Origin of the sequence: Actinomyces sp. Z5, from assembly GCF_003287795.1 — a bacterium.
Classification (GTDB): domain Bacteria; phylum Actinomycetota; class Actinomycetes; order Actinomycetales; family Actinomycetaceae; genus Actinomyces; species Actinomyces glycerinitolerans.
In genome coordinates this window covers 1-25923 of the sequence record NZ_QMIN01000051.1, presented here as the reverse complement: position 1 = coordinate 25923, position 25923 = coordinate 1, and the positions used below count along the sequence as shown (strand labels likewise).

Sequence of the window (25923 nt, the reverse complement as noted above, 5' to 3'; positions counted from 1 at the left end):
CCCGGTCGGCGCGCACACAACGCGCGCCGACCGGGCCGCCAGGGGGCCGAGCTCGTCAGCGAGCCACCGGCTCGCGGTTGCCCAGCCGCACCTTCTCCACCGTGCGTTCGGTCTCGAAGTCGGACTCCTTGAACCCGAAGAAGTAGGTGGCCAGGAAGGACACGGCCAGGGTCACGAGCGAGGCGATCCAGAAGCCGGTGAAGGAGCCGTCAAGGCCCGCCGGGTTGACGAAGGACGGGAAGCCCACGAAGGCGCCGGTGAAGCCCCACATGTTGACGTCGAACAGGCCGGTGAGCAGGCCACCCACGGCGCCGCCGATGGAGGCGGTGATGAACACGCGCCCGTACTTGAGGTTCAGGCCGTACATGGCGGGCTCGGTCACCCCGCACAGGGCGGAGATGGTGGCCGGGCCGGCCAGCTGCTTGATGCGGGGGCTCTTGGCCTTGACCCACAGTGCGAGCGCGCCGCCGCCCTGGGCGATCATGGAGGCGGAGACGATGGCGTTGAGCGGCGAGTAGCCGGGGTCGGCGATCTGCTGGGAGATGATCGGGATGACCGCCCAGTGCAGTCCGAAGATGACCAGGCACTGGTAGAAGCCGCCGATGAGGAACCCGGCCACCGGGTACGAAAGGCTCAGCACCCAGCTGACGGCCTGGGCGATGCCACCGGAGATCGTCATGACGATCGGGCCGAACACCACCAGCACCAGGGTGGAGACGATGAAGATCTCCAGCAGCGGGGCGAAGATGGAGCGCACCACCGCCGGGATCCACTTCTTCAGCCACGGTTCGATCTTGCTGGCCAGCCAGGCGGCCACGATGATCGGGAAGATCGAGTAGGCGTAGGCGTTGCCCTCGGGCAAGGAGACGGGAATGCCGAAGAAGTCGGAGTTGAAGACCGTCCGCCCGATCCGGGCGATCACGTGGTAGTCCTCCGCCGAGGAGTCGGCCATGGAGACCACCGACGGGAAGGTGAGCACGCCGCCGATGATGGCGACGATGATCGGGTCCGCGCCGAGTCGGCGGGCCGAGGTGAAGCCGATGATGATGGGCAGGAAGTAGAACATCGACGAGGCCATGGCGTCGATGAAGGTGTAGGTGGAGGTGCCGTCGTCCACCACGTTGAACTGGGTGAGCAGCGCCAGGATCCCCTTGAGGATGCCGGAGGCGGCCAGCACGCCGATCACGGGGATCATGGAGCCGGTGATCACGCCGATCAGGGAGGAGAAGCCGTACTTGACCCAGCCGATGGGCGTGGTGGGCCTAGGTGCCGCCGGGGCCGCCTCCGCGTCGTCGGCCCCCTCGGCCAGGCGGGGCACCTGCTTGACAATGGCGTCGTACACGTCGCCGACGGTGGCGCCGATGACCACCTGGTACTGGCCACCCGCACGGGCGACGTCGATGACGCCCTCGGTCCCGGTCACGGCGGCGTCGTCGGCGAGGGACTCGTCCTTCAGGTAGAAGCGCACCCGGGTGATGCAGTGGATGACGGAGCGGATGTTGTCGGCCCCTCCCACCCCGGCGATGATGTCGCGGGCGGTGGCGTCGAAGCCGGTCAGGCCGTCGTCGACCGCGGCGGCCCGGGGCGAGGCGGCGCCCGCCGCGGCAGCGGTCTTGAGCGCGGCGGTGGCCACGCTCGCGCCGGCCTGCGCCTCCCCCTCGACAACCTGTAGCCCGGCCAGGGCCTTGGCGGAGTTGGTCACGGCCACGATGGTGGTGGTGTCCTTGCCGGCGGCGGTGATGGCCGCCAGGTCCATGGTGCCCAGGGGCTGGCCGGAGCGGACCTCCTGGCCGACGGCGGCGGTGAGGCGGAAGGGACGCCCCTCCAACTCGACGGTGTCGACCCCCAGGTGCAGGAGCACCTCCAGCCCCTCGGGGGTGGCGATGCCGACGGCGTGGCCGGTTTCGGCCACCATGGTGATGGTTCCGGAGACCGGGGCGACGACGTGGCCGGAGGTTGGGGCCACGCCGAAACCCGCTCCGAGGGCCCCGGAGGAGAAGACCGGGTCGGGTACATCGGCGAGGGCGATTATCTTGCCGGAGACGGGCGCTACCAGCGCCGTATCCGAAGCAGATGCTGGGGACATGCGGAGAGCTCCTCTCAGAGCCTGGTCGTAGTGCGGATGATGATGGCCAGTGCCTCGTACGGAGACAGAGTCATGACGGGGCTGAGCGGCCTTGTGGGGTAGTTCCCGATGAGCACTTCTCCGGTGAGGAACTCATTGGGAACCTCGACCGTGGTCGGGTGACCACGGAAGCTGGTGATGACGAGCAGGCGAGCAGCGTCGGCCTCGTCAACGGTGGGGCCCGCGGCGTCGGCGGATGCGCCGGGCCCGGGTGTGGGCAGGGTGCGGATGTAGGCGAATACGTCGGGGTTGTCGAGCTCCCAGGGGGTGTAGTCGCCCTCGGCGATCACCGGCTCCGTCTTGCGCAGTTCCACCAGGCGGCGGTAGTAGGGCAGGATGCGGCCGCCCGCCTCCTCGGCGGCGACGTTGATCGCAGCCGCGTTGGTGGGGCGTAGCCACGGGGTGCCGGTGGTGAAGCCGGCGCCGGCGGTCGCGTCCCACTGCATGGGGGTGCGGGCGTTGTCACGCGCCTTGGCGTGGACGATGGCGAAAGCGTCCGCCTCGCTGTGCCCAGCGGACACCAGCTCGGCGTAGGCGCCCAGGGCCTCGACGTCCACGTAGTCCTCAATGCGGGTGTAGTCAGGATCGGTCATGCCGATCTCCTCCCCCATGTAGATGTAGGGGGTGCCGCGCAGCAGGTGGATGGCGGTGGCGAGCATGGTGGCGGACTCGTAGTGGTAGCGGTCCGGGTCGCCGAAGCGGTTGATGGCCCGGGGCTGATCGTGGTTGTTCCAGAACAGGGCGTTCCAGCCGCCGCCGGCCTGGAGGCCGAGTGCCCAGTCGTTGAGGATGTGCTTGAGCGCGGGGATGTCCGCAGCGGCCAGGGTCCACTTCTGACCGTCGGCGTAATCGACCTTGAGGTGGTGGAAGTTGAACACCATCGACAGCTCGCGCCGCGCGGGGTTGGTGTAGTCGACGCAGGCGGCGATGGAGGTGGAGGACATCTCCCCCACGGTCACGGAGTCCGGGTCCTGGCCGAAGCTGGCCCGGCACAGTTCGTGCAGGTAGTCGTGCACGAGCGGCCCGTCGGTGTAGACGAGGCGGTCGTCGGTGCCGGCGGGCGCGTCCGCCAGGGGCTCGGTCTTGCCGATGAGGTTGATGACGTCGAAGCGGAAGGCCCGCACGCCGTGGGACCGCCAGAAGTTGATGACCTCCGCCGCGCGGGCGCGCACCTCGGGGTTGTGCCAGTCCAGGTCGGCCTGGCCGGGGTCGAACAGGTGCAGGTAGTACTCCCCGCCGCGCGGGTGGCCGGTTTCGTCCACGGGCCCGAAGGGCGCCCAGGCGGGGCCGCCGAATTTGGAGACCCAGTTGGTGGGCAGGATCGGCTGCCCCGTCGGGCCGTCACCGCGGGCCGGGCGGAGGTAGAAGTAGTCGCGGTAGCGCTGCTCGCCGGCCAGGGCCCGCTGGAACCACTCGTGCTCGGTGGACACGTGGTTGAGCACCATGTCCAGCATGGGGCTGATGCCGTGCTCGGCCAGGGCGGCGACGAGCTCGTCGAAGTCCTCCATGGTGCCCATCGCCGGGTCCACCGCGCAGTAGTCGGCGACGTCGTAGCCGTTGTCACGGCCCGGCGAGGGGTAGAAGGGGTTGAGCCAGACGTAGTCCACGCCCAGGGAGGCGATGTAGGGGACCTTCTCGAGGATGCCGCGCAGGTCACCGACGCCGTTGCCGGTGGTGTCCTTGAAGGACTTCGGATAGACCTGGTAGACGACGGCGTCGTGAAAGCTCATGGGTTGCTCCGGGATCATTCACGCTGCCGCTCCCATGCGGCAACTTGTATATACAAGTAGACACCGCGGTCGGGATCATGGCAAGTCGAGACGGCCAGGTGTGACGCAGGTCCCTGCATCCCTCGTCCGTGGCCGCCCCCACGCATCGACCCCGGCGGGAATCGACTGAGGCGTACGGATGTCCGACGGTTGCGCAGTGTCCAGCCCAACAGCCCACCTCCCCTTCCCCGGCGGTAGGCTGCACCCGCTCGCCCGGGCAGCGAGAGAACCGAAGCGGTGGAAGGAGCACATGTGCGCGTACTGGCAGCCATGTCCGGCGGAGTCGATTCCGCCGTCGCCGCCGCGCGCGCCGTCGAGGCCGGTCACGAGGTCGTCGGCGTGCACATGGCGCTGACCCGCAACCGGGCCGCCACGCGCTCCGGCGCCCGCGGCTGCTGCTCCATCGAGGACGCCGGCGACGCCCGCTGGGCGGCCGAGATCCTGGGCATCCCCTTCTACGTGTGGGACCTGTCGGAGGAGTTCGAGGAGCGGGTGGTCGCCGATTTCCTGTCCGAGTACCGCGCCGGCCGCACCCCCAACCCGTGCGTGCGCTGCAATGAGCGGGTCAAGTTCGACGTGCTGCTGGAGCGCGGCCTGGCGCTGGGCTTCGACGCCGTCGTCACCGGTCACTACGCCCGCCTGCGCGGCGGTGCCGTCGCCGGCCGCCCAGGTGAGGCGAACACCTTGGAGCTGCATCGGGCCGCCGATGCGGCCAAGGACCAGTCCTACGTGCTGGCCGTCTCCGGGCGCGAGGGACTATCACGCGCCCTGTTCCCCCTGGGGGATGCTCCTTCCAAGGCGGCGGTGCGCGCCGAGGCCGAGCGCCGCGGCCTGCCGGTGGCGGATAAGCCGGACTCCTACGACATCTGCTTCGTCGCCGACGGCGACACTCGCGGCTTCCTGCAGCGCAGCCTCGGCGCTCAGGAGGGCAACATCGTCTCCCCCGACGGCGAGGTGCTAGGCACCCACGGCGGCTACTTCGGCTTCACCGTCGGCCAGCGCAAGGGCCTGGGACTGACCCGTCCCGCCGCCGATGGCCGCCCCCGCTACGTAATAGAGACGCGCCCGCGCACCAACGAGGTCGTGGTCGGTCCCGCCGAGCTGCTGCGGCGCACCGTTGTGGACGGCAAGGACCTGGTACTGCTGGACTCCCCCGATTCGCTCGCCGACGGCGTCGGCCGGCAGGACGTGACCGTACAGGTGCGGGCGCACGGCCGCCCTGTGCCTGCGGACGTGACCGTGGATGCCGCGGCCGGCACGCTGCACGCGGTGCTGCGCCAGCCCCTGCGGGGCCTGGCCGCCGGGCAGAGCGTCGTCGTCTACGGCGGGGACGACGGCGGCCGGGTGCTGGCCCAGGCGACAGTCGCCTGAACCGCACACCCGGCCGCACAGCCGCCGTTCAGCGCAGGGAGGTGTGGTGCTCGATGGAGCGCACGCCCCACGTTCCGAGCGCCACCGCCAGCAGCGGCCACACGGCGATGAATCCCAGCCCCAACAGGGTCGGGTCGCCGCCCGTGCGCATCGCCTCAATGAAGTCCGGCAGCATCCATGTATTCACGATGTCCCCGGACGGAATCCCCATGCTCACGGGCACGATCAGCAGCAGTAGCAGCGAGAGCACCTGCGCCGCCAGATACAGTCCCACGAAGCCGATCACGGGCGCGCCAAAGCCGAGGTGGTTCCAGCGTCCTTGCGCCCCGATGCTCATAATCGCGGACACGCACACGATCACGCAGGCAAGCTCCACGATCATGTACACGACGAAGCCGATCACCCAGCCGGTGCCGAAGAAGTCCAGCATTTCCCGCACGGGTTGGAGCAACTCACCGAGGCCGATTCCCTGAGCCCGTGCGGTCACCCACGCGGTCACCAACAGGCCGACTGCGGTGAAGCACGTCGCCACCAGGCCGGCCGCGAAGGCATACAGGGTCTTGGCGGCGTACAGCAGCCGCCCGCGCACCGGGATCGCGTGGGTCAGGTAGCCGCGTGAGCCGTACATGGACTGCCAGTACTCGACCGCGGTGTGGATGAGCACCACCGGTATGGCCAGGCCGAAGGAGATTACCCCGCCCAGCGTCCCGAAGACGTTCAGTACCGGCAGGTTCAGGAACGTGACTCCGAGGAAGACCAGCCCGAATACCGTCCAGATGCCGAGCATCTTCAGGTGTATGGGGGCCAGGAACCGGATCTCCTCATTCAACAGTGTGCGCAGCATCAGCGGTACTCCTTCCTAAACAGGGCGTCCAGGCTCATGCCGTGAGCCTCACGCAGGTCATCGGCGTCGCCGGCGAGCAGCAGGCGTCCGTCCTTGAGGAAGACGACGGAGTCGACGATCGGCTCCACGTCGGCGATCAGGTGGGTGGAGATCACCATCAGTGCCTCGGGGTCGAAGCCCTGCAGGACGCCGCTGAGGATGACGTCCCGCGCGGCGGGGTCGACCCCGGAGATGGGCTCGTCGAGCAGGTAGACACTGGCGCGGCGCGCCATGATCAGGCTGACGCGTAGCTTCTCCCCCATGCCCTTGCTCATCTCCTTCAGGCTCCGGTCCTTGGGCAGGCCGAAGAACTCCACCAGTTCGCGGGCGCGGTCGGCGTCGAAGTCGGAGAACAGCCGGGAGAACATGGCTATGGCCTGCTCGGCCTTGAGTTCCGGCGCCAGGAAGTCGGCGTCGGGAAGGAAGGCGACCAGCGCCTTGGACTGCGGTCCGGGCACGTACTCACCTACACGCGCCTGGCCGTCGTACTCCGACAGCAGGCCCGCCAGGATCTTCAGCAGGGTGGTCTTGCCCGAACCATTGGAGCCCATGAGGCCGACGATCCGGCCGGCCGGCAGGTCCAGGGTCAGGTCCGCCAGCGCCGGGCGGCCGCGGTAGGCCTTGGTCAGGTGCGCCACCCGGATCAGTGGGGCGGCACCGTCGGGGACGGGGACGGCGGTGAAGCGCGCTGCGGGCGACGGCGGAGCCGATGAGTGCCGGTTCATGATTTTTCTCCTGTGTCTGCCTGGGGCATGGCGGGACGGGCGTTCCAGCGCTCCCGCAGGAGGGCGGATGCCTGCGCCAGATCCATGCCGACGGCGGTAAGGGCGGTGATGAAGGCGTCCGTGGCGTCGGTGGCGAGCTCGCGGCGCACGGCGTCGACGACGGCGGTATCCGTGGTGACGAAGCGGCCTGCGGTCCGTTCGGTGCTGGTCAGGCCGGTGCGATCGAGTTCGGCGAGGGCGCGTTGGACGGTGTTGGGGTTGACGCCGGATTGCGTGGCCAGTTCGCGCACGCTGGGTATCCGGGTGCCGGTCGACCAGGCGCCGGTGACGATCCGCAGGCGGAAGTCGTCGACCAGTTGCAGCCAGATCGGCCGGGAGCCGTCAAGATCCACGGGGCCTCCCCTCTTGATGGGCGGACGAATGTGCTCATGAGCGCAGCGAACAGGCGACCGGAAGGCCATCTGTATTACTGCACTAGTACAGTGACACATGCGGCATGCGGAAGTCAACAAGCTCCGTCCCGGCGCGCCGACCAGCCCTACGCCCACCGCGGTTGTGCACAGTGCGCTACTCCGCCATGTCTGGCGCTTCGTGTTTGTGGGTGTGGATGAAGGCGGGAGTCGGTTCGCCCGCGTGCTTAGCGTTGACGTCGTCTACTACGCCGGTTCGGGGTTTACTACGCCGGTTAGGCGTCTGCTGAAGGGTTCTGAGCCCTTCAGCAGAGGTCCACCCGGCGTAGCAGACGCCGAAAAGGCGCAGCAAAGGCCGAAGGGGCGTACCCAATGATCGGGACCTGGCCTTGATTCCACTGGCTCTGCGCCCGCGACGCCGCCCCACCTCGGGTGCTCGCACCGCCAGCCTCCATACCCCCTACGAAGAAACGGTTCGCCGTCAGGCACACAGACTCCTCGCGCTCGGAGACGTGGCGGGCCAGGAGCGGCGGCCGGCCGGGCGGTGGTGGACGCGCGCGCCCCAGTGGTGCACAACACGGCGCGACGGACGGAAGCTGGGCCGGAGCGTGCGCGCTAGGTCCTGTTGTGTGAGTGCTTGGGTGGCGGTGTGTGGCTGTTGAGCCTGTCAGTTGGACCCCTGTTCCCCGGTTGGACCCCTGTTCCCCGGTTGGACCGCCGTAGCCGCCGGTTACAGCGGTCCAACCGGGCGTGAGGGGTCCATCGGGGCGTGAGCGGTCCAACCAGGGCGGCGCAAGACCCACTCGCCCCCTCGGCTGCCGACAACCAGGTCCCCAACACCGCGGGAACGCCCTGCGCACAACAATCCTCACCGAGCACACGGGCTAGCCCGCCCGGAGGCACCCACATCGCCAGCACCGCCCCACCAGCACAAACGACTTACACAACACGACCTTGCCACGACGTGCCAGGCACGACGGCCCGTACGTTCAGGTCAACGTCCGCGTATCCAGCCCGACGTCGGCCCGAGGACGTCCCCGCCAGCCCGGCGACGGTCCTCTGACCGGCCAGAACGTCCTCAACAGCCCGAGCACGACCACCTTGCCGACCGGCTCGCCCCCGAACACAACCACCTGCGGCACCTAACCACCACACCCACAAACACGAATAGCCCCATAACTACCGACCTCAGCACGTAACTTCTACCGATCGCGGCGCATGAAGCCGCCCCGCCCCGGAACGAACCGGGACGGGGCGGACCGTCGGAAGTACAGCAGGTGACGCTCAGCCGCGCAGGCGCGCCAACTCCTCAACCAGCTGGGGCACGACCTCGGCGACGTCGCCGACCACGCCGTAGTCGGCCATCTCGAAGATCGGGGCCTCGGAGTCGTCGCAGATGGCGACGATCGTGCCGGCACCCTGGATGCCACTGGTGTGGTGGACGGCGCCAGACACGCCCAACCCGATGTACAGACTGGGGGCAATGGAGACACCGGTCTGTCCCACCTGGGCGGCGCGCTCGATCCAGCCCTCGTCGCAGGCCACACGGGTGGCGCCGATGGCGGCGTCGAGCGGATCGGCGAGGGAGTGCACCAGGGCGACATCGCCGTCGGTACCGCGTCCCATCACCACCACCCGCTGGGCCTCGGACAGGTCGGGGCCCGCGGCGGCGTCGCCCACCTCCCGGGAGACGACCTTGACGGCCGCCGCCTCGGCGCTGAGCGGCACCTCAAGCGCCTCCACGGCCGGGACGTCGGAGCCGGCCGCGCTCGGTGCGGATGCCGCGGCACTCGGGTGCACGGAGATGACCGGGGTGTGGTCGGCCTGCGCCGAAACGGTCATGGTGGTCGACCAGGTGCCGGACAGCACCAGCTTGGAGGCGTGCAACTCGCCGTCGACCACGCGCAGGTCGCCGACGTCGGAGGCGCAGGCCGAGCCGAGCAGCACGGCCGCCCGGCCGGCGATCTCCTTGCCGCGGTAGTCGGCCCCGACGAGCGCGACCGCGGGGGCGACAGAGCCCACGGCCGCAACCACGGCGTCGGCGGCGACGGCGGCCACGGTCTCACGGCCGCCCAGGTCGGCGGTGAGCAGGCGGGTCGCACCGGCGGCCGCCAGCGCCGCAGCGGCGTCGGTGTCGATGTCGCCCGCCACGAGCGCGACGACGTCGCCAGCGGTCAGCCCCCGGGCCGTGGACACCAGACCGAGGCTGGCACCGGTCGGGGCGCCCTCGCCGGTGCGGTCCACCAGAACGAGCACGGGCGCGTCGAGACGGCCGCCGGGAGCGGTTTCGGAGGTGATTTCACTCATGATTACTCGTCATTCCTTCCGGGTTGTTCCCGCTCACACGAGCTCGTGGTCTACCAGCCAGGCGGCCAGGTCGCGCCCGGCCTCACCGGCGTCGGTGCGGATGATGCCGGCCTCACGGGCGGGACGCTCGGTGAAGTCGATGACGGCGATGCTCGGCTCGCCGGCGGGCAGGCCGAGGTCGTCAAGATCCCAGACGTCCAGCGGCTTCTTGCGGGCGGCCCGCATGGCGGCGAAGTTGGGGTAGCGCGGCTCGTTGGCCTGGTCGGTGACGGACACCAGCGCGGGCAGCGGGGCGGAGAGCACCTCGCGCACGGTGCCGGCGGAACGGGTGATGGTCGCCTCATCGGCGCTCACCTCCAGCGATCCGGCCAGGGTCAGCGCCGGCACGTGCAGTGCGGCCGCGAGCGCGCCCGGAAGCATGGAGGTCATGGCATCCAGCGAAGCCATGCCGGTGATGACCAGATCCACGTCACCCGGCCCGGACTCCGCGCCCCCGATCTTCGACACGGCCGCGGCTAGTGTGCGGGCGGTGGTAGGTACGTCGGCGCCCACCAGCGCGTCGTCGCTGACGACGACGCCGGAGTCGGCACCCATCTGCAGGGCACGGCGCACGCCGTCCTCGGCGTCCTCGGGACCCATACACAGGGCGATCACCTCGCCACCCAGGTCCTCGACCAGGGCCACCGCGGCCTCGACGGCGTTCTCGTCCAGCTCGTTGAGGACGTCCTCCTCACCGCGGACCAGGCGCCCCTCCTCCATACGACGCTCGGACTGCACGTCAGGGACGTGCTTGATGCAGACGACTATTTTCATGCGTACAAGGTTGCCATATCGCGCCGCCGTCACCGGTGAGCGCTCGGTCACCCTCACCGACGCGCCCCGCATAATCCGCGCGCCATAAGCCGCTGCAATGGTGTAACATCCCGCGTCTCCTTGCTCAACAATAGGATTCATGTCCATGTCCTCCACGCCAGAGCCGCAACCTGCTGCCCGTGCCGACTCCGATGCCTCGGACCGCACTCGGCTGGGCGCCACGCTCACCGAGGACGGCGCCGACTTCGTGGTGGTGGCGCCGCGTGCCGACGCGGTGGACCTGTGCCTGCTGACCACCGACGCCGACGGCGCGATCACCTCCGAACGGCGCATCGGCATGCACGGCCCCGTCCGCGGCGCCTGGAGCGCGCACGTCCCCGGGGTACGCGCCGGGCAGCGCTACGGCTTTCGCGCCTACGGCCCGTGGAACCCGTCGGAGGGGCTGCTGTTCAACCCCCGCAAGCTGCTGCTCGACCCTTACGCCCGCGCCATCGAAGGCGCCCCCCGCCTGGGCCCGGAGCTGTACGCGCACGCCGTCGACGCGGACCTGTCCCCCACCTATGCGCCCTTCCTGCCCTCCGAGTTGGACTCCGCCGGACACACCGCTCTCGGCGTGGTGACCGGCGAGCAGTTCCCCGTCGTCCCCGGCCCACGCGTGCCCGAAGAGCGCACCGTCATCTACGAGACGCACGTGAAGGGCTTCACCCACTCCATGCCCGGTGTGCCCCCGGAGCTGCGCGGCACCTACGCGGGCCTGGCGCATCCGGCCGCCGTCTCCCACCTGCGCTCACTGGGCGTGACCACCGTGGAGCTGCTGCCCGTGCACGCCGCCTTCTCCGAGGCCTTCCTGCTCCAGCGCGAGCGGACCAACTACTGGGGCTACTCGACCCTGTCCTACTTCGCGCCCGAGCCCTCCTACGCCACTCGGGCGGCCCGCGAGGCCGGTCCGCAGGCGGTGCTGGACGAGTTCCGCGGCATGGTCTCAATGCTGCACGAGGCCGGCCTCGAGATCATCATGGACGTGGTCTACAACCACACCTGCGAGTCGGGTATGGACGGGCCCGCACTGTCGCTGCGGGGCCTGGACAACCTCGAGTACTACCTGCACGCCCCCTACCGGCCCGCCCAGTACGTGGACGTCACCGGCACCGGCAACACAGTGGACTTCCGCTCCACCCGGGCGGTGCAGCTGGTACTGGACTCGCTGCGCTACTGGGCGGGCGACGTCGGCATCGACGGCTTCCGCTTCGACCTGGCGGTGACCCTGGGACGGGATGCCTCCGAGTTCCAGTCGCGCCATCCGCTGCTGATCGCCATGGCCACCGACCCTGTGCTGCAGAACACCAAGCTGATCGCCGAACCCTGGGACATCGGCCCGGGCGGCTGGCGCACGGGCGAGTTCCCGGCCCCCTTCCACGACTGGAATGACCGCTACCGCGGCACGGTGCGCTCCTTCTGGCTGCACGACGCCTCCGAGATGTCCAAGGGGCGCCCCGGCAACGACCTGCGGGACCTGGCCACGCGCCTGAGCGGCAGCGCCGACATGTTCAGCTACGGCGAGTACCCGGGCGGGCGCGGCCCGCTGGCGTCGATCAACTTCGTCACCGCCCACGACGGCTTCACCCTGCGTGATCTGGTCTGCTACGACTACAAGCACAACCTGGCCAACGGCGAGGACAACCGCGACGGCACCGACGACAACCGCTCCTGGAACCACGGCTTCGAGGGTCCCCTGCCGGAGGGCATGGGCGGAGGCCCCATCGAGATCCTGCGCCGCCGCTCCTCCCGCAACGTGTTGGGCACCCTGCTGGTCTCCGCCGGCATGCCCATGCTGCTGGGCGGAGACGAGATGGGGCGCACCCAGGACGGCAACAACAACTCCTACTGTCAGGACTCGCCGATCTCCTGGTACGACTGGAACCTGACCACCTGGCAGCGGGACCTGATCGCCACCACCCACTTCCTGATCAACCTGCGCGACCAGCACCCGGTGCTGCGCCCGACCGCCTTCGCCAGCGGCTCCACGGCCGACGGGGACGTCCTGCCGGACCTGTCCTGGTTCCGCGCCAACGCCGACCCGATGGACGTGGCCGCCTGGCACGATCCGTGGACGCGCGTGGTGCAGATGCTCCGTTCGGGTACCCCCATGGGTGACGCCGACCTGCTGCTGGTCATCAACGGCTCCCTCGGCCAGGAGGACGTCACGCTCCCCGACGGACGCGGCACCGACTGGCACCTGATGTGGGACTCCACGTGGGCGGTGCCGCGCCCACACACCTCCGCCTTCGCCCTGGCCCACCGGGTCGGCCGGGGGCCGGCGGCCCGCGCCCGCGCACTCAACCCGGCCCGCGCCCGCGCCTCGCGCTCCGGTGCAACGGACTGCCGGCAGGACCGGCCCGGGGACACCACCACGCTGGATGCGCTTTCCCTGCGCATCTACCTGTCCGGGGAGAAGCTGGTCTGCCTGCCGGAGGAGTAGGCGGGCTGCTCCCCTGTGTCTCCGCCGCGCAACCGCCGCCGCGGCCGCGTTTTGCCCGACGGCCGCTGGAGACACGATTCCGGCCCGCTCGGCATCGCACCTTAGGATGTCCGCCATGACGCAGCACGAAATGACCACCACCAGCCCCTCCAGCAACTCCCAGGGGGCTGCGGACGCCGGTGAGGTCCTTTCCCGCTCCACGGACGCCGCCTCGCTGGCCCGCTCGGTGGCCCGCAGCGCCGAGATCGAGGCCGATCTGGACGTCAATCCCGGCCGCTACCGGATGCTCACGGGCGTGCGCCCCACGGGCAACATGCACCTGGGCCACTACTTCGGCACCATGCACTCCTGGAAGGGCATCCAGGACCGGGGCGTGGACACGTGGATTCTGGTGGCCGACTACCAGGTGATCACCGACCGCGACGGCGTGGGCCCGATCCGTGAGCGCGTGCTGTCGCTGGTGGCAGACTCCCTGGCGGTCGGGGTGGACCCGCGCCGATCCACGATCTTCGCTCACTCGGCCGTCCCGGCCGCCAACCAACTGATGCTGCCGTTCCTGTCGCTGGTCACCGAGTCCGAGCTGCACCGCAACCCCACGGTCAAGGCCGAGCTGGAGGCCACCGACGGGCGCGCCATGTCCGGGCTGATGCTCACCTACCCGGTGCACCAGGCCGCCGACATCCTGTTCTGCCAGGCCAACCTGGTGCCGGTGGGCAAGGACCAGCTGCCTCACTTGGAGCAGGCCCGGCTGATCGCCCAGCGCTTCGACAAGCGCTACGGGCGGGCCGTCAAGGAGCACCCGGTCTTCCGCCGTCCGGAGGCGCTGCTCTCCGAGGCGCCGCTGCTGTTGGGCCTGGACGGGGAGAAGATGAGCAAGTCGCGTCACAACACCATCGAGCTGCGCATGAGTGCGGACGAGACCGCCAAGGCGCTCAAGAAGGCCAAGACCGACTCCGACCGTCACATCACCTACGATCCCGAGGGCCGCCCGGAGGTGGCGAATCTGCTGACGCTGGCCTCCCTGTGCGGGGCCGGGGAGCCGCAATCGCTGGCCGAGCAGATCGGCGACGGCGGCGCCGGCACGCTCAAGCGGATCACCACCGAGGCGGTCAACGAGTTCTTCGCCCCCATCCGTGCCCGCCGCTCCGAGCTGGCCGCCAATGAGGACTACCTGCTGCAGGTCCTGGCCGACGGCAACGCCAAGGCCAATGCGGTGGCCGAGCAGACCCTCGACGCGGTGCGCACCGCCATGCACATGAACTACTGAGCCGGGAAGAAGGGCAACCATGAGCGGCCGGAGCCGATCCAGTTCACGCGTGGTGCGGCGCTCGTAATCTTCCCGATGCCGCGGCGGCCCCGCGCACGCGCGCGGGCAGGTACGCTTGCGCTGTGACCCCTAACACCACGCCGCGCGCGGCGAAGACGACGCCCACCAGCCACGTAGCCCCCGCCGACCCGACGGCTCCGCCGTCCGCCCAGGTCCCACTGCCGGCCCCATACGCGCCGGTGGGCCGCATCCCGGTAACCGAGGTCTTCCCCGTCATCGAGGACGGGCGTTGGCCGGCCAAGGCGGTGCCGGACGAGGTCTTCCCGATCCGCGCCACGGTGTTCCGGGAGGGGCATGACCGCTTCGGCGCGACCGCCGTCCTGGTTCGCCCCGACGGCAGCGACGGCCCCAGCGCCCGCATGTACGAGGTCGGCATCGGGCTGGACCGCTACGAGGCGCGCCTGGCCGCCGACGCCCCGGGCGACTGGGGCATCCGCGTGGAGGGCTGGTCGGACCCCTACGGCACCTGGGCGCACGACGCCGGCGTGAAGGTGCCCGCCGGCGTCGACGTCGCCCTCATGCTGGAGGAGGGCGCCCGGGTGATGGAGCGGGCGGCCGCCGTCCCGGGCCGCGATGCGGCCGACACCGAGGTGCTGCGCGCCGCCGCCGCCGCCCTGCGCGACGAGTCCGCCTCCCCCGCGGACCGCCTGGCCGCCGGGCTGGCCGGGGAGGTGATGGCGGTCCTGGACCGGCTGCCGCTGCGCGACCACGTCTCCCCGTCCGCCACCTACCCGCTGCAGGTGGACCGCCGCCGCGCCCTGGCCGGCTCCTGGTACGAGATCTTCCCCCGCTCCCTGGGAGCGCACCGTGACGAGCAGGGGAACTGGCACAGCGGCACCCTGCAGACGGCCGCCCAACGGCTGGACCGGATCGCGGCCATGGGCTTCGACGTGCTGTACCTGACCCCGGTCTCCCCCATCGGCACCACCAACCGCAAGGGCCGCAACAACACGCTCAATGCCCGCCCCGACGACCCGGGCTCCCCCTACGGCATCGGCTCGCCCGACGGCGGGCACGACGCCATCAACCCTGAGCTGGGCACCTTCGAGGACTTCGACGCCCTCGTCATGCGGGCGCGCGAGCTCGGCATGGAGGTGGCCCTCGACCTGGCCCTGCAGTGTTCGCCCGACCACCCCTGGGTGACCGAGCACCCCGAGTGGTTCACCGTCCTGGCCGACGGGTCGATCGCCTACGCCGAGAACCCGCCCAAGAAGTACCAGGACATCTACCCCCTCAACTTCGACAACGACCCGGAGGGCATCTACAAGGCGATCCTCCAGGTGGTGCGCACCTGGATCAGCCACGGGGTGACGATCTTCCGGGTGGACAACCCGCACACCAAGCCCCTGCCCTTCTGGCAGCGGCTCATCCGGCAGGTGCGTGCGGACAACCCCGAGGTGCTGTTCCTGGCGGAGGCCTTCACCCGCCCGGCGATGATGCGCACCCTGGCGAAGATCGGCTTCCACCAGTCCTACACCTACTTCGCCTGGCGCAACACCAAGCAGGAGTTGACCGAATACCTGGTGGAGCTGTCCCAGGAGACCGCGCACATCCTGCGCCCCACCTTCTGGCCCACCACACACGACATCCTCACCCCCTTCATGACCAACGGGAAGGTGCCCGCCTTCAAGCTGCGGGCCGTGCTGGCCGCCACCATGTCGCCCAGCTGGGGCATCTACTCCGGCTACGAGTTGGCCGAGTCGGTACCGCGTCCCGGCTTCGAGGAGCAGATCGACAACGAGAAGTACGAGTTCAAGCAGCGTGACTTCGGGGCGGCCCGCGTCAACGGCATTGAGGATCTGCTCACCCGCCTGAACGCCGCCCGTCGCGCCCACCCGGCGCTGCAGCAGCTGCGCGACGTCTGGTTCCACGCCACCAGCGACGAGTCGCTGATCGCCTACTCCAAGCGGGTGGACGCCGCCCACTCCGCCACCGGTAAGGACGACGTGGTCCTCACGATCGTCAACCTGGACCCCTACGGCGCCCGCGAGGGCGAGGTCTACCTGAACCTGGAGCAATTGGGCCTGCCCGGCTGGGTGGATGGGTCCCGGCCGGTGCTGCGCGTCACGGACGAACTCACCGGGGACACCTACGAATGGTCGGGGCAGAACTACGTGCGCCTGGACCCCTTCGCGGGCCGTGTCGCCCACGTCTTCTCCGTCGAGCCCCTGTGACGGCCGCGCCCATCCACCACTCAACTGCCGACCAGTAAAAGGAGCCCCGTGACCATTCCCGGTGTTCCCGTCCTGCCCGCGCAGCCGCGGCCGGGCCTGCGCCCAGACCCGGACTGGTTCCGCACCGCGGTGTTCTATGAGGCGCTGTTGCGCTCCTTCGCGGACTCCGATGCCGACGGCGTCGGTGACTTTCGCGGCCTGACCTCCCGACTGGACTACCTGGCCTGGCTGGGTGTGGATGCGATCTGGATCCCGCCCTTCTACCCCTCGCCCATGCGCGACGGCGGCTACGACATCGCCGACTACACCGGCGTCGATCCCCGCTACGGGACCATGGACGACTTCCGTGTCCTGGTGGCGTCCGCCCACGAGCGGGGCATCCGCATCGTGATCGACATGGTGCTCAACCACACCTCCGCCGCCCACCCCTGGTTCGAGGCGTCCCGCCGCGACCCGGACGGCCCTTACGGGGACTTCTATGTGTGGGCCGACGACGACTCCGGTTACGCCGATGCCCGCATCATCTTCGTGGACACCGAGCGCTCCAACTGGACCTACGACGAGGTGCGCGGTCAGTACTTCTGGCACCGCTTCTTCTCCCACCAGCCGGACCTGAACTACAACAACCCGGCCGTAGTGGCCGCGGTGCACGAGGTGGTGCGCTTCTGGGCGCGCACCGGGGTGGACGGGTTCCGCCTGGACGCCATCCCCTACCTGGTGGAGGAGGAGGGCACCAACTGTGAGAACCTGCCGGGCACCCACCGCCTGATCGCCGGGCTGCGCGAAATGCTCGACCGGGAGTTCCCCGGCACCATCACCATCGCGGAGGCCAACCAGTGGCCGGCCGACGTGGTGGCCTACTTCGGCAGCCCGGACGCGCCCGAATGCACCATGTGCTTCCACTTCCCCGTCATGCCGCGTATCTTCTCCGCGCTGCGCGAGGGCACGGCCACCGCGATCCGCGACGTGCTCCGGGAGACTCCGCCGATCCCGGCGCACGGCCAGTGGGGCACCTTCCTGCGCAACCACGACGAGTTGACCCTGGAAATGGTCACCGACGCCGAACGCGAGCGCATGTACCGCTGGTATGCGCCGCAGGACCGCATGCGCGCCAACGTCGGTATCCGGCGGCGTCTGGCCCCGCTGTTGGGAGACTCGCGGGCCGAGCTGGAGTTGGCCCATGTGCTGCTGCTGTCCCTGCCCGGCTCGCCCTGCCTGTACTACGGCGACGAGATCGCCATGGGCGAGGACATCTGGCTGCCCGACCGGGACGCCGTGCGCACCCCCATGCAGTGGGACCGCTCGGCGAATATGGGCTTCTCCGCCTGCGCGGACCCCGCCGCGCTCACCCTGCCGCTGATCGACGCCGACGACTACGCCGACCGCTGTGTGGCCGACGCCCTGGCGGACCCCGACTCGCTGCTGCACTTCCTGCGCCGCGTGCTGCGGGTGCGGCGCGAGCACCCGGTGCTGGGGCGCGGGGACTTCCAGCTGCGCGAAGTATCCGACCCTGCCGTCCTGGCGCATACTCGCACCGAGGACCCCGCGGCCGCCGGCCGGGAGGCGGGCCAGACGCTGGTGTGCCTGGCAAACCTGGCCGACCGCCCCGTCGAGGCGGGCGTGGAGTTGCCCGAACTGGCCGGGTGGGCCACACGCACCGTGCTGGCGACCCGCCCGCATGCCGCACCACCCGCCGTCGACACCCGGGGGAGGCTGACGGTCACATTGCCGGCGCGCGGCTACTGGTGGCTGGCCGCCGCCCCGAACCGTGAGGAGGAGAGATGAGCAACCCGATGTTTACCGGACGGGCCGCCCCGGCCTGGCCCGATGACGCCGCCCTGCTGGCGGCGCTCGCGGACTGGATGGGGCAGCGCCGTTGGTATCCGCTCAAGGGCGAGCCGACCAGCGGACCGCTACGATTCGCGGGCCGCTGGGAGCTGGCCGACGGCGTGCGCGACCTGCTGGTTGCCGTACCCCGTGGAGAGGGGACGCCGGTGCTGGTGCATGTGCCACTGGTGCTTGAACCAGCCGCCGCACTGGCCGGCTTCTCCACCGCCGGGGAGGCGGCCGGCAACGAGGGCTTCGTGATGCCCGGGCCCGACGGCGAGCCGGTGGCGCTGGTGGACGGCGCCCATCACCCGCGCTTCTGGCGTGCCTGGGCCAACTCCGCCCTGGACGCCGGCACCACCCTCGAGGACAACGGGGCGCTGGCCATCGCCGAGCGCGCCGAACGGTTGCGGGTGACCACCGGCGAGCAGTCCAACACCTCGGTGGTTATGCCCGCCCCCGGCGATGCCCCGGCGGCGGGAGACGCCGACGCCGCCACCGGCGACCTGATCGTGAAGCTGTTCCGGGTGCTCGCGCCCGGCCGCAACCCGGACGTGGAGGTGTCGGTGGCGCTGGCCCGCGACGACTGGGACCGGGTACGTACCCCGGTGGCGTGGACGACGCTGACCTGGGCCGATGCGGACGGCGCCGAGCACACCGCGGATGCGGGCGTGGCCTGTACCTTCGTACCCCGCGCAGACGACGGCTTCGAGCTGTTCTGCGCGCTCGCCGCCGCCGACGACGCCGGCCCGCAGCGCGAGCGGGCCCTGGCCCTGGCACGGGACCTGGGCGACACCACCGCCCAGATGCACACCCACCTGGCCTCCGCCCTGGGCACCACCGCGCCGCCCTCCCCCACCGAGTTGGCCGCGGCGCTGCGCGCGCGGGCCCACTGGGCGATGGACGAGGTGCCCGAGCTGGAGAGCCGGCTGCCGAGCCTGCGCGCACGCGTGGAAGCGGTACTGGCTGAACTGGCGGCACTGGACCGGCTGGAGCCGGCTACCCGGGTACACGGCGACTACCACCTGGGTCAGGTGCTGCACGCCGTCGAGGAGGACCGCTGGTATGTGCTGGACTTCGAAGGCGAGCCGCTGCGCCCGCTGGCCGAGCGCAGCCGCCCCGATCAGCCGCTACGGGATGTGGCCGGCATGCTGCGCTCCTTCGACTACGCGGCCGAGGTGGGCCACGCCACCCACCCCGACTGGTTGGGCGCGGTGCGCGGCGCCTTCCTGGACGGCTACTGGTCCGCCGTCCCGACGTCGGCCCCCGCCCAGGCCGCACGCCCCGGGAGTCGGGAGACCACGCTGCTCAATGCCCTAGAGCTCGACAAGGCCCTGTACGAGGCGGTCTATGAGGCGCGCAACCGCCCCGACTGGGTCGCCATCCCACTGCACGGCATCGAGGTGATCCTGACCACTTGATCGTTCCGTCCCGCGCCGCCCACCCGGCGGCGTGAGACATATTCGTCCACGCCGGGTTGCACCGGTATAAAGTCCCCCCTCAGCCGGTCACCGCATGGGAGAGTGAGAACATGACCGACGTCACCAGCCCCGAGCCCGCCCCCGAATCCAACGACGCCCCGCCGCCGCAGGCCACCGGCCCCGTGCCGGTCCCCGTGGACCCCTGGGTCCTTGCGGATGTCGCCTACGGCCGCTACCACAACCCACATGAGGTGCTGGGCGCCCATGTGGGCGAAGACGGCGTGACCATCCGCACCGTGCGCCACCTCGCCGACGCCGTCGTCGTGGTCACCGAGCAGGGTTCCTTCCCCGCCCGCCACGAGCAGGACGGCGTGTGGGTCACCGTCGTCCCCGGGGATGAGATCCCGGACTACCGCATCGAGGTGACCTACGGGGAGGAGACCATCACCGTCGACGACCCCTACCGATTCCTGCCGACCCTGGGTGAGATGGACACCTACCTCATCTCCGAGGGCCGCCACGAGGAGTTGTGGGAGGTGCTGGGCGCGCATCTGAAGCACTACTCCGGCACCATGGGAGATGTCGACGGCGTCGCCTTCGCGGTGTGGGCGCCCAACGCGCGGGCCGTGCGCGTGGTGGGCGACTTCAACTACTGGGACGGCACCGCCTCCGCCATGCGCTCCCTGGGATCCTCCGGCGTGTGGGAGCTGTTCATTCCCGGCGTGGGCGTGGGTGCCCGCTACAAGTTCGAGCTGTGCTTCCAGGATGGCTCCTGGCACCAGAAGGCCGACCCCATGGCGCGCGCCACCGAGGTGCCGCCCGCCACCGCCTCCGTGGTCACCGACCGCTTCCACGAGTGGAACGACGAGGAGTGGATGTCCCGCCGCGCGGTCACCGACCCGCACTCCGGACCGATGAGCGTGTACGAGGTACACATCGGCTCCTGGCGGCAGGGTCTGGGCTACCGGGGCCTGGCCGACGAACTGGTGCCCTACGTCAAGGACGCCGGCTTCACCCACGTGGAGTTCCTGCCCGTGGCCGAGCACCCCTTCGGGGGCTCCTGGGGCTACCAGGTCTCCGGCTACTACGCCCCGACCGCCCGCTTCGGTACCCCGGACGACTTCCGCTACCTGGTGGACCAGCTACACCAGGCCGGCATCGGTGTGATCCTGGACTGGGTGCCCGCCCACTTCCCCAAGGACGAGTGGGCGCTGGCACGCTTCGACGGCACTGCCCTGTATGAGGACCCGGACCCGCAGCGCGGCGAGCACCCCGACTGGGGCACCTACGTGTTCAACTTCGGCCGCAACGAGGTGCGCAACTTCCTGGTGGCGAACGCCCTGTACTGGCTGGGCGAGTTCCACATAGACGGCCTGCGCGTGGACGCCGTCGCCTCCATGCTCTACCTGGATTACTCCCGCGAGGAGGGCCAGTGGCACCCCAACCAGTTCGGCGGCCGGGAGAACCTGGAGGCGATCAGCTTCCTGCAGGAGGCCACCGCCACCGCCTACCGGAAGAACCCCGGCACGGTCATGATCGCCGAAGAGTCCACCGCCTGGCCGGGCGTCACCGCCCCCACCGAGTACGGCGGGCTGGGCTTCGGCCTGAAGTGGAACATGGGGTGGATGAACGACACCCTGCGCTACCTGGCCGAGGAGCCCATCAACCGCCGCTACCATCACGGGGAGTTGACCTTCTCCCTGGTGTACGCCTTCTCCGAGCAGTTCATTCTGCCGCTCAGCCACGATGAGGTCGTGCACGGCAAGGGCTCGCTGCTGTCCAAGATGCCGGGCGACGCCTGGCAGGAGCTGGCCGGCCTGCGCGCCCTGTACGCCTACCAGTGGTCCCATCCCGGCAAGCAGTTGCTGTTCATGGGGCAGGAGTTCGGCCAGGGCGCCGAGTGGAACTCGGACAACTCCCTGGACTGGTGGATCCTGGACGATCCCGGTCACACCGGGCTGCTACGGCTGGTCAGCGATCTGAATACCTTCTACAAGGCCTCACCCGCCCTGTGGGCCGACGACTTCTCCCATCGGGGCTTTGAGTGGATCGAGGCCGGCGACGGCGACCACAATGTGCTGTCCTACCTGCGCAAGGGCACCGGGCCGGACGGGCGTTCGGACCTGGTGGCAGTGATCGTCAACTTCGCCGGCACCCCGCACGAGGGGTACCGGGTGGGCCTGCCCTTCGCCGGCGGCTGGGACGAGGTCATCAACACCGACGCCCCCGAGTACGGCGGCTCCGGCGTGGGCAACCTCGGGCATGTTGAGGCCGAGGAGTTGCCCTGGAACGGTCGTCCCGCCTCGGTGCGGCTGCGGGTCCCCCCGATGGGCGCCATCTTCCTGCGGCCATCACGAGACTGAACCACAGATCGGCGGGAAACACACCCGCTCCGCGGCAGGGGCCCGACGGCGTTTCAACGCCGCCGGGCCCCTCGGCGGTACGCGACCGATCTCGTCTACTCCGGTGGCCAGTGCGCCATCTGGTCGAGGTAGTCCCGTGCCTCCGCGACGCCTGGTCCCCCTCCGGGGATCTGTTCATCCGGGCCGCGCCCCCGCCGTGGATGGAGCAGGTGCCAGGCCCGGCACTCCAGCAGGGTCCGGTAGACGAACGCTTCGACGCTGGGCGCCACCCACACGGCAACGTCTTCGACCAGTTCCATCGCGGCGTCCAAGGGCTCGGCGGTCTCGTCCTGCTCCAGGGCAGTGTCCAGGGCACGCCACATCGCCTCCTCGGCCGCGTCGTCCCGGGTCCACAGGGCCACGACCCAACTGTCCTCGGGAGTGATCCAGCAGTACCAGGCGGTGCAGTCCTGCTGGTCACTCAGGAAGCGGACACAGGCGACATCAGGGTGTCCTACGGGTCGCAGCACAGGCGAAGGATCCGTCCAGCACCCGGTCGTCGACTCGTCGTCCATCCGACCGCACACCGCTGAGCAGCACAGGTAGAGTCTCAAGTCCTCGGGCAGCTCCAGTCCCAGGGCATGCAATCGCGCCTGGAGGACGTCGCATTCGGTCACCCGGTCGGGCAGATCCGGCGTGGCCCCCTCCGGTCCGGTCAGCCAGCCGAAGTCGCCGTCGAGCCGGACATCCAGCGCAGGCAGCGTCTCCAGGGGGACGATGCCATAGGTGCTCTCGATCCTTCGCGGCCCCAACTCCGCGCACACCCAACCGGCGCGCATCGCCGTCGCATCCGCATCTGAAACACGTGCAGTTTCTCCGCTCACGATGATCACGCTAACGCGGGTCGGCCGCCGCGCACGGACGACCCGGCGCGTCTCACACCGTGGACGGGACGGACTTTGGGCCCCGTTTACGCCGTTCGGCCGCATCTGCGCCCCAGACGCGGTCACGACCACACCGGTGTGATCAACAAACCGGCCCAGTGCCGTTGCCGAGACCGGTATGGTCCGGATGCATGCATGCGTGCGGTCCCCGCCCCAAGTAGCGAGCCCCGCGATGTACACTTTTCAGCCGTTGCAGCCATGTTGCAACGGTGGTCTCTGTAGTCTGACAAGGGAAGAAGAATGTCGCAGAACCTGGTCCAGACCGTGCCGTCGCAGGTCCGGTCCGCCTCCGGCCGTCCGGCCGAGGCCTCCACCACCATGGAGGTCTGGCAGGGGCTGTCCGCCGCCGTCGTCGACGCCATCGCGGACGACTGGTACGCCACCGAGCAGAAGTACCGTGCCGGCAGGATGGAGCACTACTTCTCCGCCGAGTTCCTCGAGGGACGCGCCCTGCTGAACAACCTGACCAACCTGGGCCTGGTCGAGGAGGCCACCCACGCCGTGAACGCCTTCGGGCAGAACCTCACCGACGTGCTCGAGCAGGAGCCCGACGCCGCTCTGGGCAACGGCGGGCTCGGCCGTCTGGCCGCCTGTTTCCTGGACTCCTGCGCCACCCTGGACCTGCCTGTGGCCGGATACGGCATCCTGTACCGCTACGGGCTGTTCAAGCAGCTGTTCGAGGACGGGTTCCAGACCGAGCATCCGGACCCCTGGATGGAGGAGGGCTACCCCTTCGTCATCCGCCGCGAGGAGGCCCAGCGCATCGTCCGCTACAACGACCTGACCGTGCGCGCCGTCCCCCACGACATGCCCATCACCGGCTACGGCACCAAGAACGTCGTCACGCTGCGTCTGTGGCGGGCCGAGCCCATCGAGGAGTTCGACTACGACGCCTTCAACTCCCAGCGCTTCACCGATGCGATCGTGGACCGCGAGCGCACCGCCGACATCTCCCGCGTGCTCTACCCCAACGACACCACCTACGAGGGCAAGGTGCTGCGGGTGCGCCAGCAGTACTTCTTCTGCTCCGCGTCCCTGCAGGAGATCGTCGACAACTACGTCACCCACCACGGCGATGACCTGAGCGGTTTCGCCGACTTCAACTCCATCCAGCTCAACGACACCCACCCGGTGCTCGCCATCCCCGAGCTAATGCGCCTGCTCATGGATGAGCACCACCTGGGCTGGGACCAGGCCTGGGGAATCGTCACTAAGACCTTCGCCTACACCAACCACACGGTACTGGCCGAGGCCCTGGAGACCTGGGAGATGTCCATCTTCGACCGCCTGTTCCCCCGCATCGCGGAGATCGTCCGCGAGATCGACCGCCGCTTCCGCCAGGAGATGGCCGAGCGCGGCCTGGACCAGATGCGCATCGACTACATGGCTCCGCTGTCCGGCGACAAGGTGCGCATGGCCTGGATCGCCTGCTATGCCGCCTACTCCATCAACGGGGTGGCCGCGCTGCACACCGAGATCATCAAGCGCGACACGCTCAAGGAATGGCACGACGTGTGGCCCGAGCGCTTCAACAACAAGACCAACGGCGTGACCCCGCGCCGCTGGCTGCGGCAGTGCAACCCGCGCCTGTCCGCGCTGCTGGACGAAGTGGCCGGCTCCGACGCCTGGGTCAAGGACCTGTCCCTGCTCGCCGAGTACACCGATGCCGCCGACGACGCTCTGCTGGACCGCCTGGCCGAGGTCAAGCACGCCAACAAGGTTGACTTCGCGGCCTGGGTGGCCGAGCGCGAAGGCATCGAGATCAACCCCGACGCCATCTTCGACGTGCAGATCAAGCGCCTGCACGAGTACAAGCGTCAGCTGCTGAACGCGATCTATATCCTGGACCTGTACTTCCGCATGAAGGAGGACCCGTCACTGCAGGTGCCGCCGCGGGTGTTCATCTTCGGCGCCAAGGCCGCCCCCGGCTACATCCGCGCCAAGGGCATCATCAAGCTGATCAACGCCATCGCGGAGCTGGTGAACAACGACCCGGTGATCTCCCAGACCCTCAAGGTCGTGTTCATTCACAACTACAACGTCTCCCCCGCCGAGCACATCATCCCGGCCGCCGACGTCTCCGAGCAGATCTCCATGGCCGGTAAGGAGGCCTCCGGTACCTCGAACATGAAGTTCATGATGAACGGCGCCCTGACCCTGGGCACGCTCGACGGCGCCAACGTGGAGATCCTGGACGCCGTGGGCGATGAGAACGCCTACATCTTCGGCGCCACCGAGGACGAGCTGCCGGCCCTGCGGGCCACCTACAACCCGCGGGCCACCTACGAGTCCGTCCCCGGCCTCAAGCGTGTGCTTGACGCCTTCACCGACGGCACCCTGGACGACAACGGCTCCGGCTGGTTCGCGGATCTGCGCCGCAGCCTCCTGGGTGAGGGCAACGAGCAGGCGGACGTCTACTACGTGCTGGGTGACTTCGCCGCCTATCGCGAGGCCAAGGACGCCATGGCCGTCGACTACGCCGACCAGCGCGCCTGGCAGCGCAAGGCGTGGGTGAACATCACCCGCTCCGGCCGCTTCTCCTCCGACCGCACCATCAGCGACTACGCCAAGGTGTGGGGCATCGAACCGCAGCCGGTCGCCTGACGGCTTGCGTGCGGCACACGACGACGGCGCCCGCCCCCTTCGCTGGGAGCGGGCGCCGTTGGCGTGTGCCGGTAGACCACCGTGAACTCCGGCGGACCGCAGCGGATTGCTGCGAGTCGCGGTGGATCTCAGCGGATCGCGGTGGCTCCCGCATATCGCAGTGGTTGCCGGCGGATCCCGGCTGATTGCGGTGGGTGGATTACCGTCACCGGGCGTGGAGGTTCGGTGGCTCGCTTGATGGTTCGTCCCCTCGGGTCGACGATTCGGCACTACCGGCGACGGTTCGTACCTTCTAGTCAACGATTCGTACTTTCTTACGACGGTACGTACCTGTGATGTCTCAGGACATCGGTGACAGTTCTGCCTCAGGACATCGGTGACACTTGGTGTATCAGGACATCG

Annotated in this window: 16 protein-coding genes; 8 read left to right on the top strand and 8 right to left on the bottom strand. The window is 69.5% G+C overall.

Features of this window, described 5'->3' with window-relative positions; genetic code table 11:
- Nucleotides 1-55: 55 nt before the first annotated feature.
- Together DRB06_RS06995 and DRB06_RS06990 are read right to left on the bottom strand one after the other, a co-directional pair.
- The gene (locus DRB06_RS06995) at nucleotides 56-2086 is read right to left on the bottom strand and encodes a PTS glucose transporter subunit IIABC (protein WP_111819495.1); all 2031 of its coding nucleotides are present in this window, start codon (nucleotides 2084-2086) and stop codon (nucleotides 56-58) included.
- Between the two features lie 14 nt (nucleotides 2087-2100).
- Entirely contained in the window at nucleotides 2101-3855 is a 1755-nt protein-coding gene (locus DRB06_RS06990; protein ID WP_111819494.1) for an alpha,alpha-phosphotrehalase, read from the bottom strand.
- A gap of 291 nt (nucleotides 3856-4146) precedes the next feature.
- Here DRB06_RS06990 and mnmA point away from each other — a divergent pair, with 291 nt between their 5' ends.
- Nucleotides 4147-5265 carry a tRNA 2-thiouridine(34) synthase MnmA gene (gene mnmA / locus DRB06_RS06985; protein ID WP_073326942.1) on the top strand — a complete coding sequence of 373 codons (1119 nt, stop codon included), beginning with the start codon at nucleotides 4147-4149 and terminating at the stop codon, nucleotides 5263-5265.
- Nucleotides 5266-5293: 28 nt separating this feature from the next.
- Here mnmA and DRB06_RS06980 read toward each other — a convergent pair whose 3' ends face one another.
- The 5 genes from DRB06_RS06980 to DRB06_RS06960 form a co-directional block, all read right to left on the bottom strand.
- Nucleotides 5294-6109, bottom strand: a complete 816-nt coding sequence (locus DRB06_RS06980; protein WP_073326943.1) for a hypothetical protein — start codon at nucleotides 6107-6109, stop codon at nucleotides 5294-5296.
- Entirely contained in the window at nucleotides 6109-6873 is a 765-nt protein-coding gene (locus tag DRB06_RS06975; protein WP_111819493.1) for an ABC transporter ATP-binding protein, read from the bottom strand. The genes DRB06_RS06980 and DRB06_RS06975 overlap by 1 nt, the downstream gene beginning before the upstream one ends.
- Complete coding sequence (locus DRB06_RS06970; RefSeq protein ID WP_111819492.1) at nucleotides 6870-7265, bottom strand: GntR family transcriptional regulator; 396 nt, start codon at nucleotides 7263-7265, stop codon at nucleotides 6870-6872. The genes DRB06_RS06975 and DRB06_RS06970 overlap by 4 nt, the downstream gene beginning before the upstream one ends.
- Nucleotides 7266-8567: 1302 nt before the next feature.
- On the bottom strand, nucleotides 8568-9590 hold the full coding sequence (locus DRB06_RS06965; RefSeq protein WP_111819491.1) for an electron transfer flavoprotein subunit alpha/FixB family protein: 1023 nt from the start codon (nucleotides 9588-9590) through the stop codon (nucleotides 8568-8570).
- A 33-nt stretch (nucleotides 9591-9623) separates the two neighbouring features.
- Complete coding sequence (locus tag DRB06_RS06960; RefSeq protein WP_073326949.1) at nucleotides 9624-10403, bottom strand: electron transfer flavoprotein subunit beta/FixA family protein; 780 nt, start codon at nucleotides 10401-10403, stop codon at nucleotides 9624-9626.
- A 145-nt stretch (nucleotides 10404-10548) separates the two neighbouring features.
- On the opposite strand from DRB06_RS06960, the gene glgX reads away from it, so the two are divergent.
- The 6 genes from glgX (at nucleotide 10549) to glgB (ending at nucleotide 21994) form a co-directional block, all read left to right on the top strand.
- The gene (gene glgX / locus DRB06_RS06955; protein WP_108969633.1) at nucleotides 10549-12882 is read left to right on the top strand and encodes a glycogen debranching protein GlgX; all 2334 of its coding nucleotides are present in this window, start codon (nucleotides 10549-10551) and stop codon (nucleotides 12880-12882) included.
- Nucleotides 12883-12997: 115 nt separating this feature from the next.
- Complete coding sequence (gene trpS / locus DRB06_RS06950) at nucleotides 12998-14149, top strand: tryptophan--tRNA ligase (RefSeq protein WP_108966823.1); 1152 nt, start codon at nucleotides 12998-13000, stop codon at nucleotides 14147-14149.
- Nucleotides 14150-14271: 122 nt separating this feature from the next.
- Entirely contained in the window at nucleotides 14272-16383 is a 2112-nt protein-coding gene (locus tag DRB06_RS06945; protein WP_181575216.1) for an alpha-1,4-glucan--maltose-1-phosphate maltosyltransferase, read from the top strand.
- Nucleotides 16384-16431: 48 nt separating this feature from the next.
- Nucleotides 16432-18168: a maltose alpha-D-glucosyltransferase gene (treS, locus tag DRB06_RS06940; protein ID WP_258522182.1), complete on the top strand. Its 1737-nt coding sequence runs from the start codon at nucleotides 16432-16434 to the stop codon at nucleotides 18166-18168.
- Nucleotides 18165-19631 (top strand): maltokinase N-terminal cap-like domain-containing protein, encoded by a 1467-nt coding sequence (locus tag DRB06_RS06935; protein WP_258522181.1) that lies wholly within the window; start codon nucleotides 18165-18167, stop codon nucleotides 19629-19631. The genes treS and DRB06_RS06935 overlap by 4 nt, the downstream gene beginning before the upstream one ends.
- Before the next feature lie 110 nt (nucleotides 19632-19741).
- Nucleotides 19742-21994 (top strand): 1,4-alpha-glucan branching protein GlgB, encoded by a 2253-nt coding sequence (gene glgB, locus DRB06_RS06930; protein ID WP_258522180.1) that lies wholly within the window; start codon nucleotides 19742-19744, stop codon nucleotides 21992-21994.
- Between the two features lie 95 nt (nucleotides 21995-22089).
- On the opposite strand, the gene DRB06_RS06925 is transcribed toward glgB, so the two are convergent.
- Complete coding sequence (locus DRB06_RS06925; protein WP_146750827.1) at nucleotides 22090-22857, bottom strand: hypothetical protein; 768 nt, start codon at nucleotides 22855-22857, stop codon at nucleotides 22090-22092.
- A gap of 300 nt (nucleotides 22858-23157) precedes the next feature.
- On the opposite strand from DRB06_RS06925, the gene DRB06_RS06920 reads away from it, so the two are divergent.
- Nucleotides 23158-25521, top strand: coding sequence for a glycogen/starch/alpha-glucan phosphorylase (locus tag DRB06_RS06920; protein WP_111819488.1), 2364 nt, complete (start codon nucleotides 23158-23160; stop codon nucleotides 25519-25521).
- Nucleotides 25522-25923 lie beyond the last annotated feature (402 nt).

Coding starts and splice junctions, on each gene's coding strand:
- DRB06_RS06965 (WP_111819491.1), bottom strand. CDS start 9,590: ATGAGTGAAATCACCTCCGAAACCGCTCCCGGCGGCCGTCTCGACGCG.
- DRB06_RS06995 (WP_111819495.1), bottom strand. CDS start 2,086: ATGTCCCCAGCATCTGCTTCGGATACGGCGCTGGTAGCGCCCGTCTCC.
- DRB06_RS06935 (WP_258522181.1), top strand. CDS start 18,165: ATGAGCAACCCGATGTTTACCGGACGGGCCGCCCCGGCCTGGCCCGAT.
- glgX (WP_108969633.1), top strand. CDS start 10,549: ATGTCCTCCACGCCAGAGCCGCAACCTGCTGCCCGTGCCGACTCCGAT.
- DRB06_RS06975 (WP_111819493.1), bottom strand. CDS start 6,873: ATGAACCGGCACTCATCGGCTCCGCCGTCGCCCGCAGCGCGCTTCACC.
- DRB06_RS06960 (WP_073326949.1), bottom strand. CDS start 10,403: ATGAAAATAGTCGTCTGCATCAAGCACGTCCCTGACGTGCAGTCCGAG.
- DRB06_RS06990 (WP_111819494.1), bottom strand. CDS start 3,855: ATGAGCTTTCACGACGCCGTCGTCTACCAGGTCTATCCGAAGTCCTTC.
- glgB (WP_258522180.1), top strand. CDS start 19,742: ATGACCGACGTCACCAGCCCCGAGCCCGCCCCCGAATCCAACGACGCC.
- DRB06_RS06920 (WP_111819488.1), top strand. CDS start 23,158: ATGTCGCAGAACCTGGTCCAGACCGTGCCGTCGCAGGTCCGGTCCGCC.
- DRB06_RS06980 (WP_073326943.1), bottom strand. CDS start 6,109: ATGCTGCGCACACTGTTGAATGAGGAGATCCGGTTCCTGGCCCCCATA.
- trpS (WP_108966823.1), top strand. CDS start 12,998: ATGACGCAGCACGAAATGACCACCACCAGCCCCTCCAGCAACTCCCAG.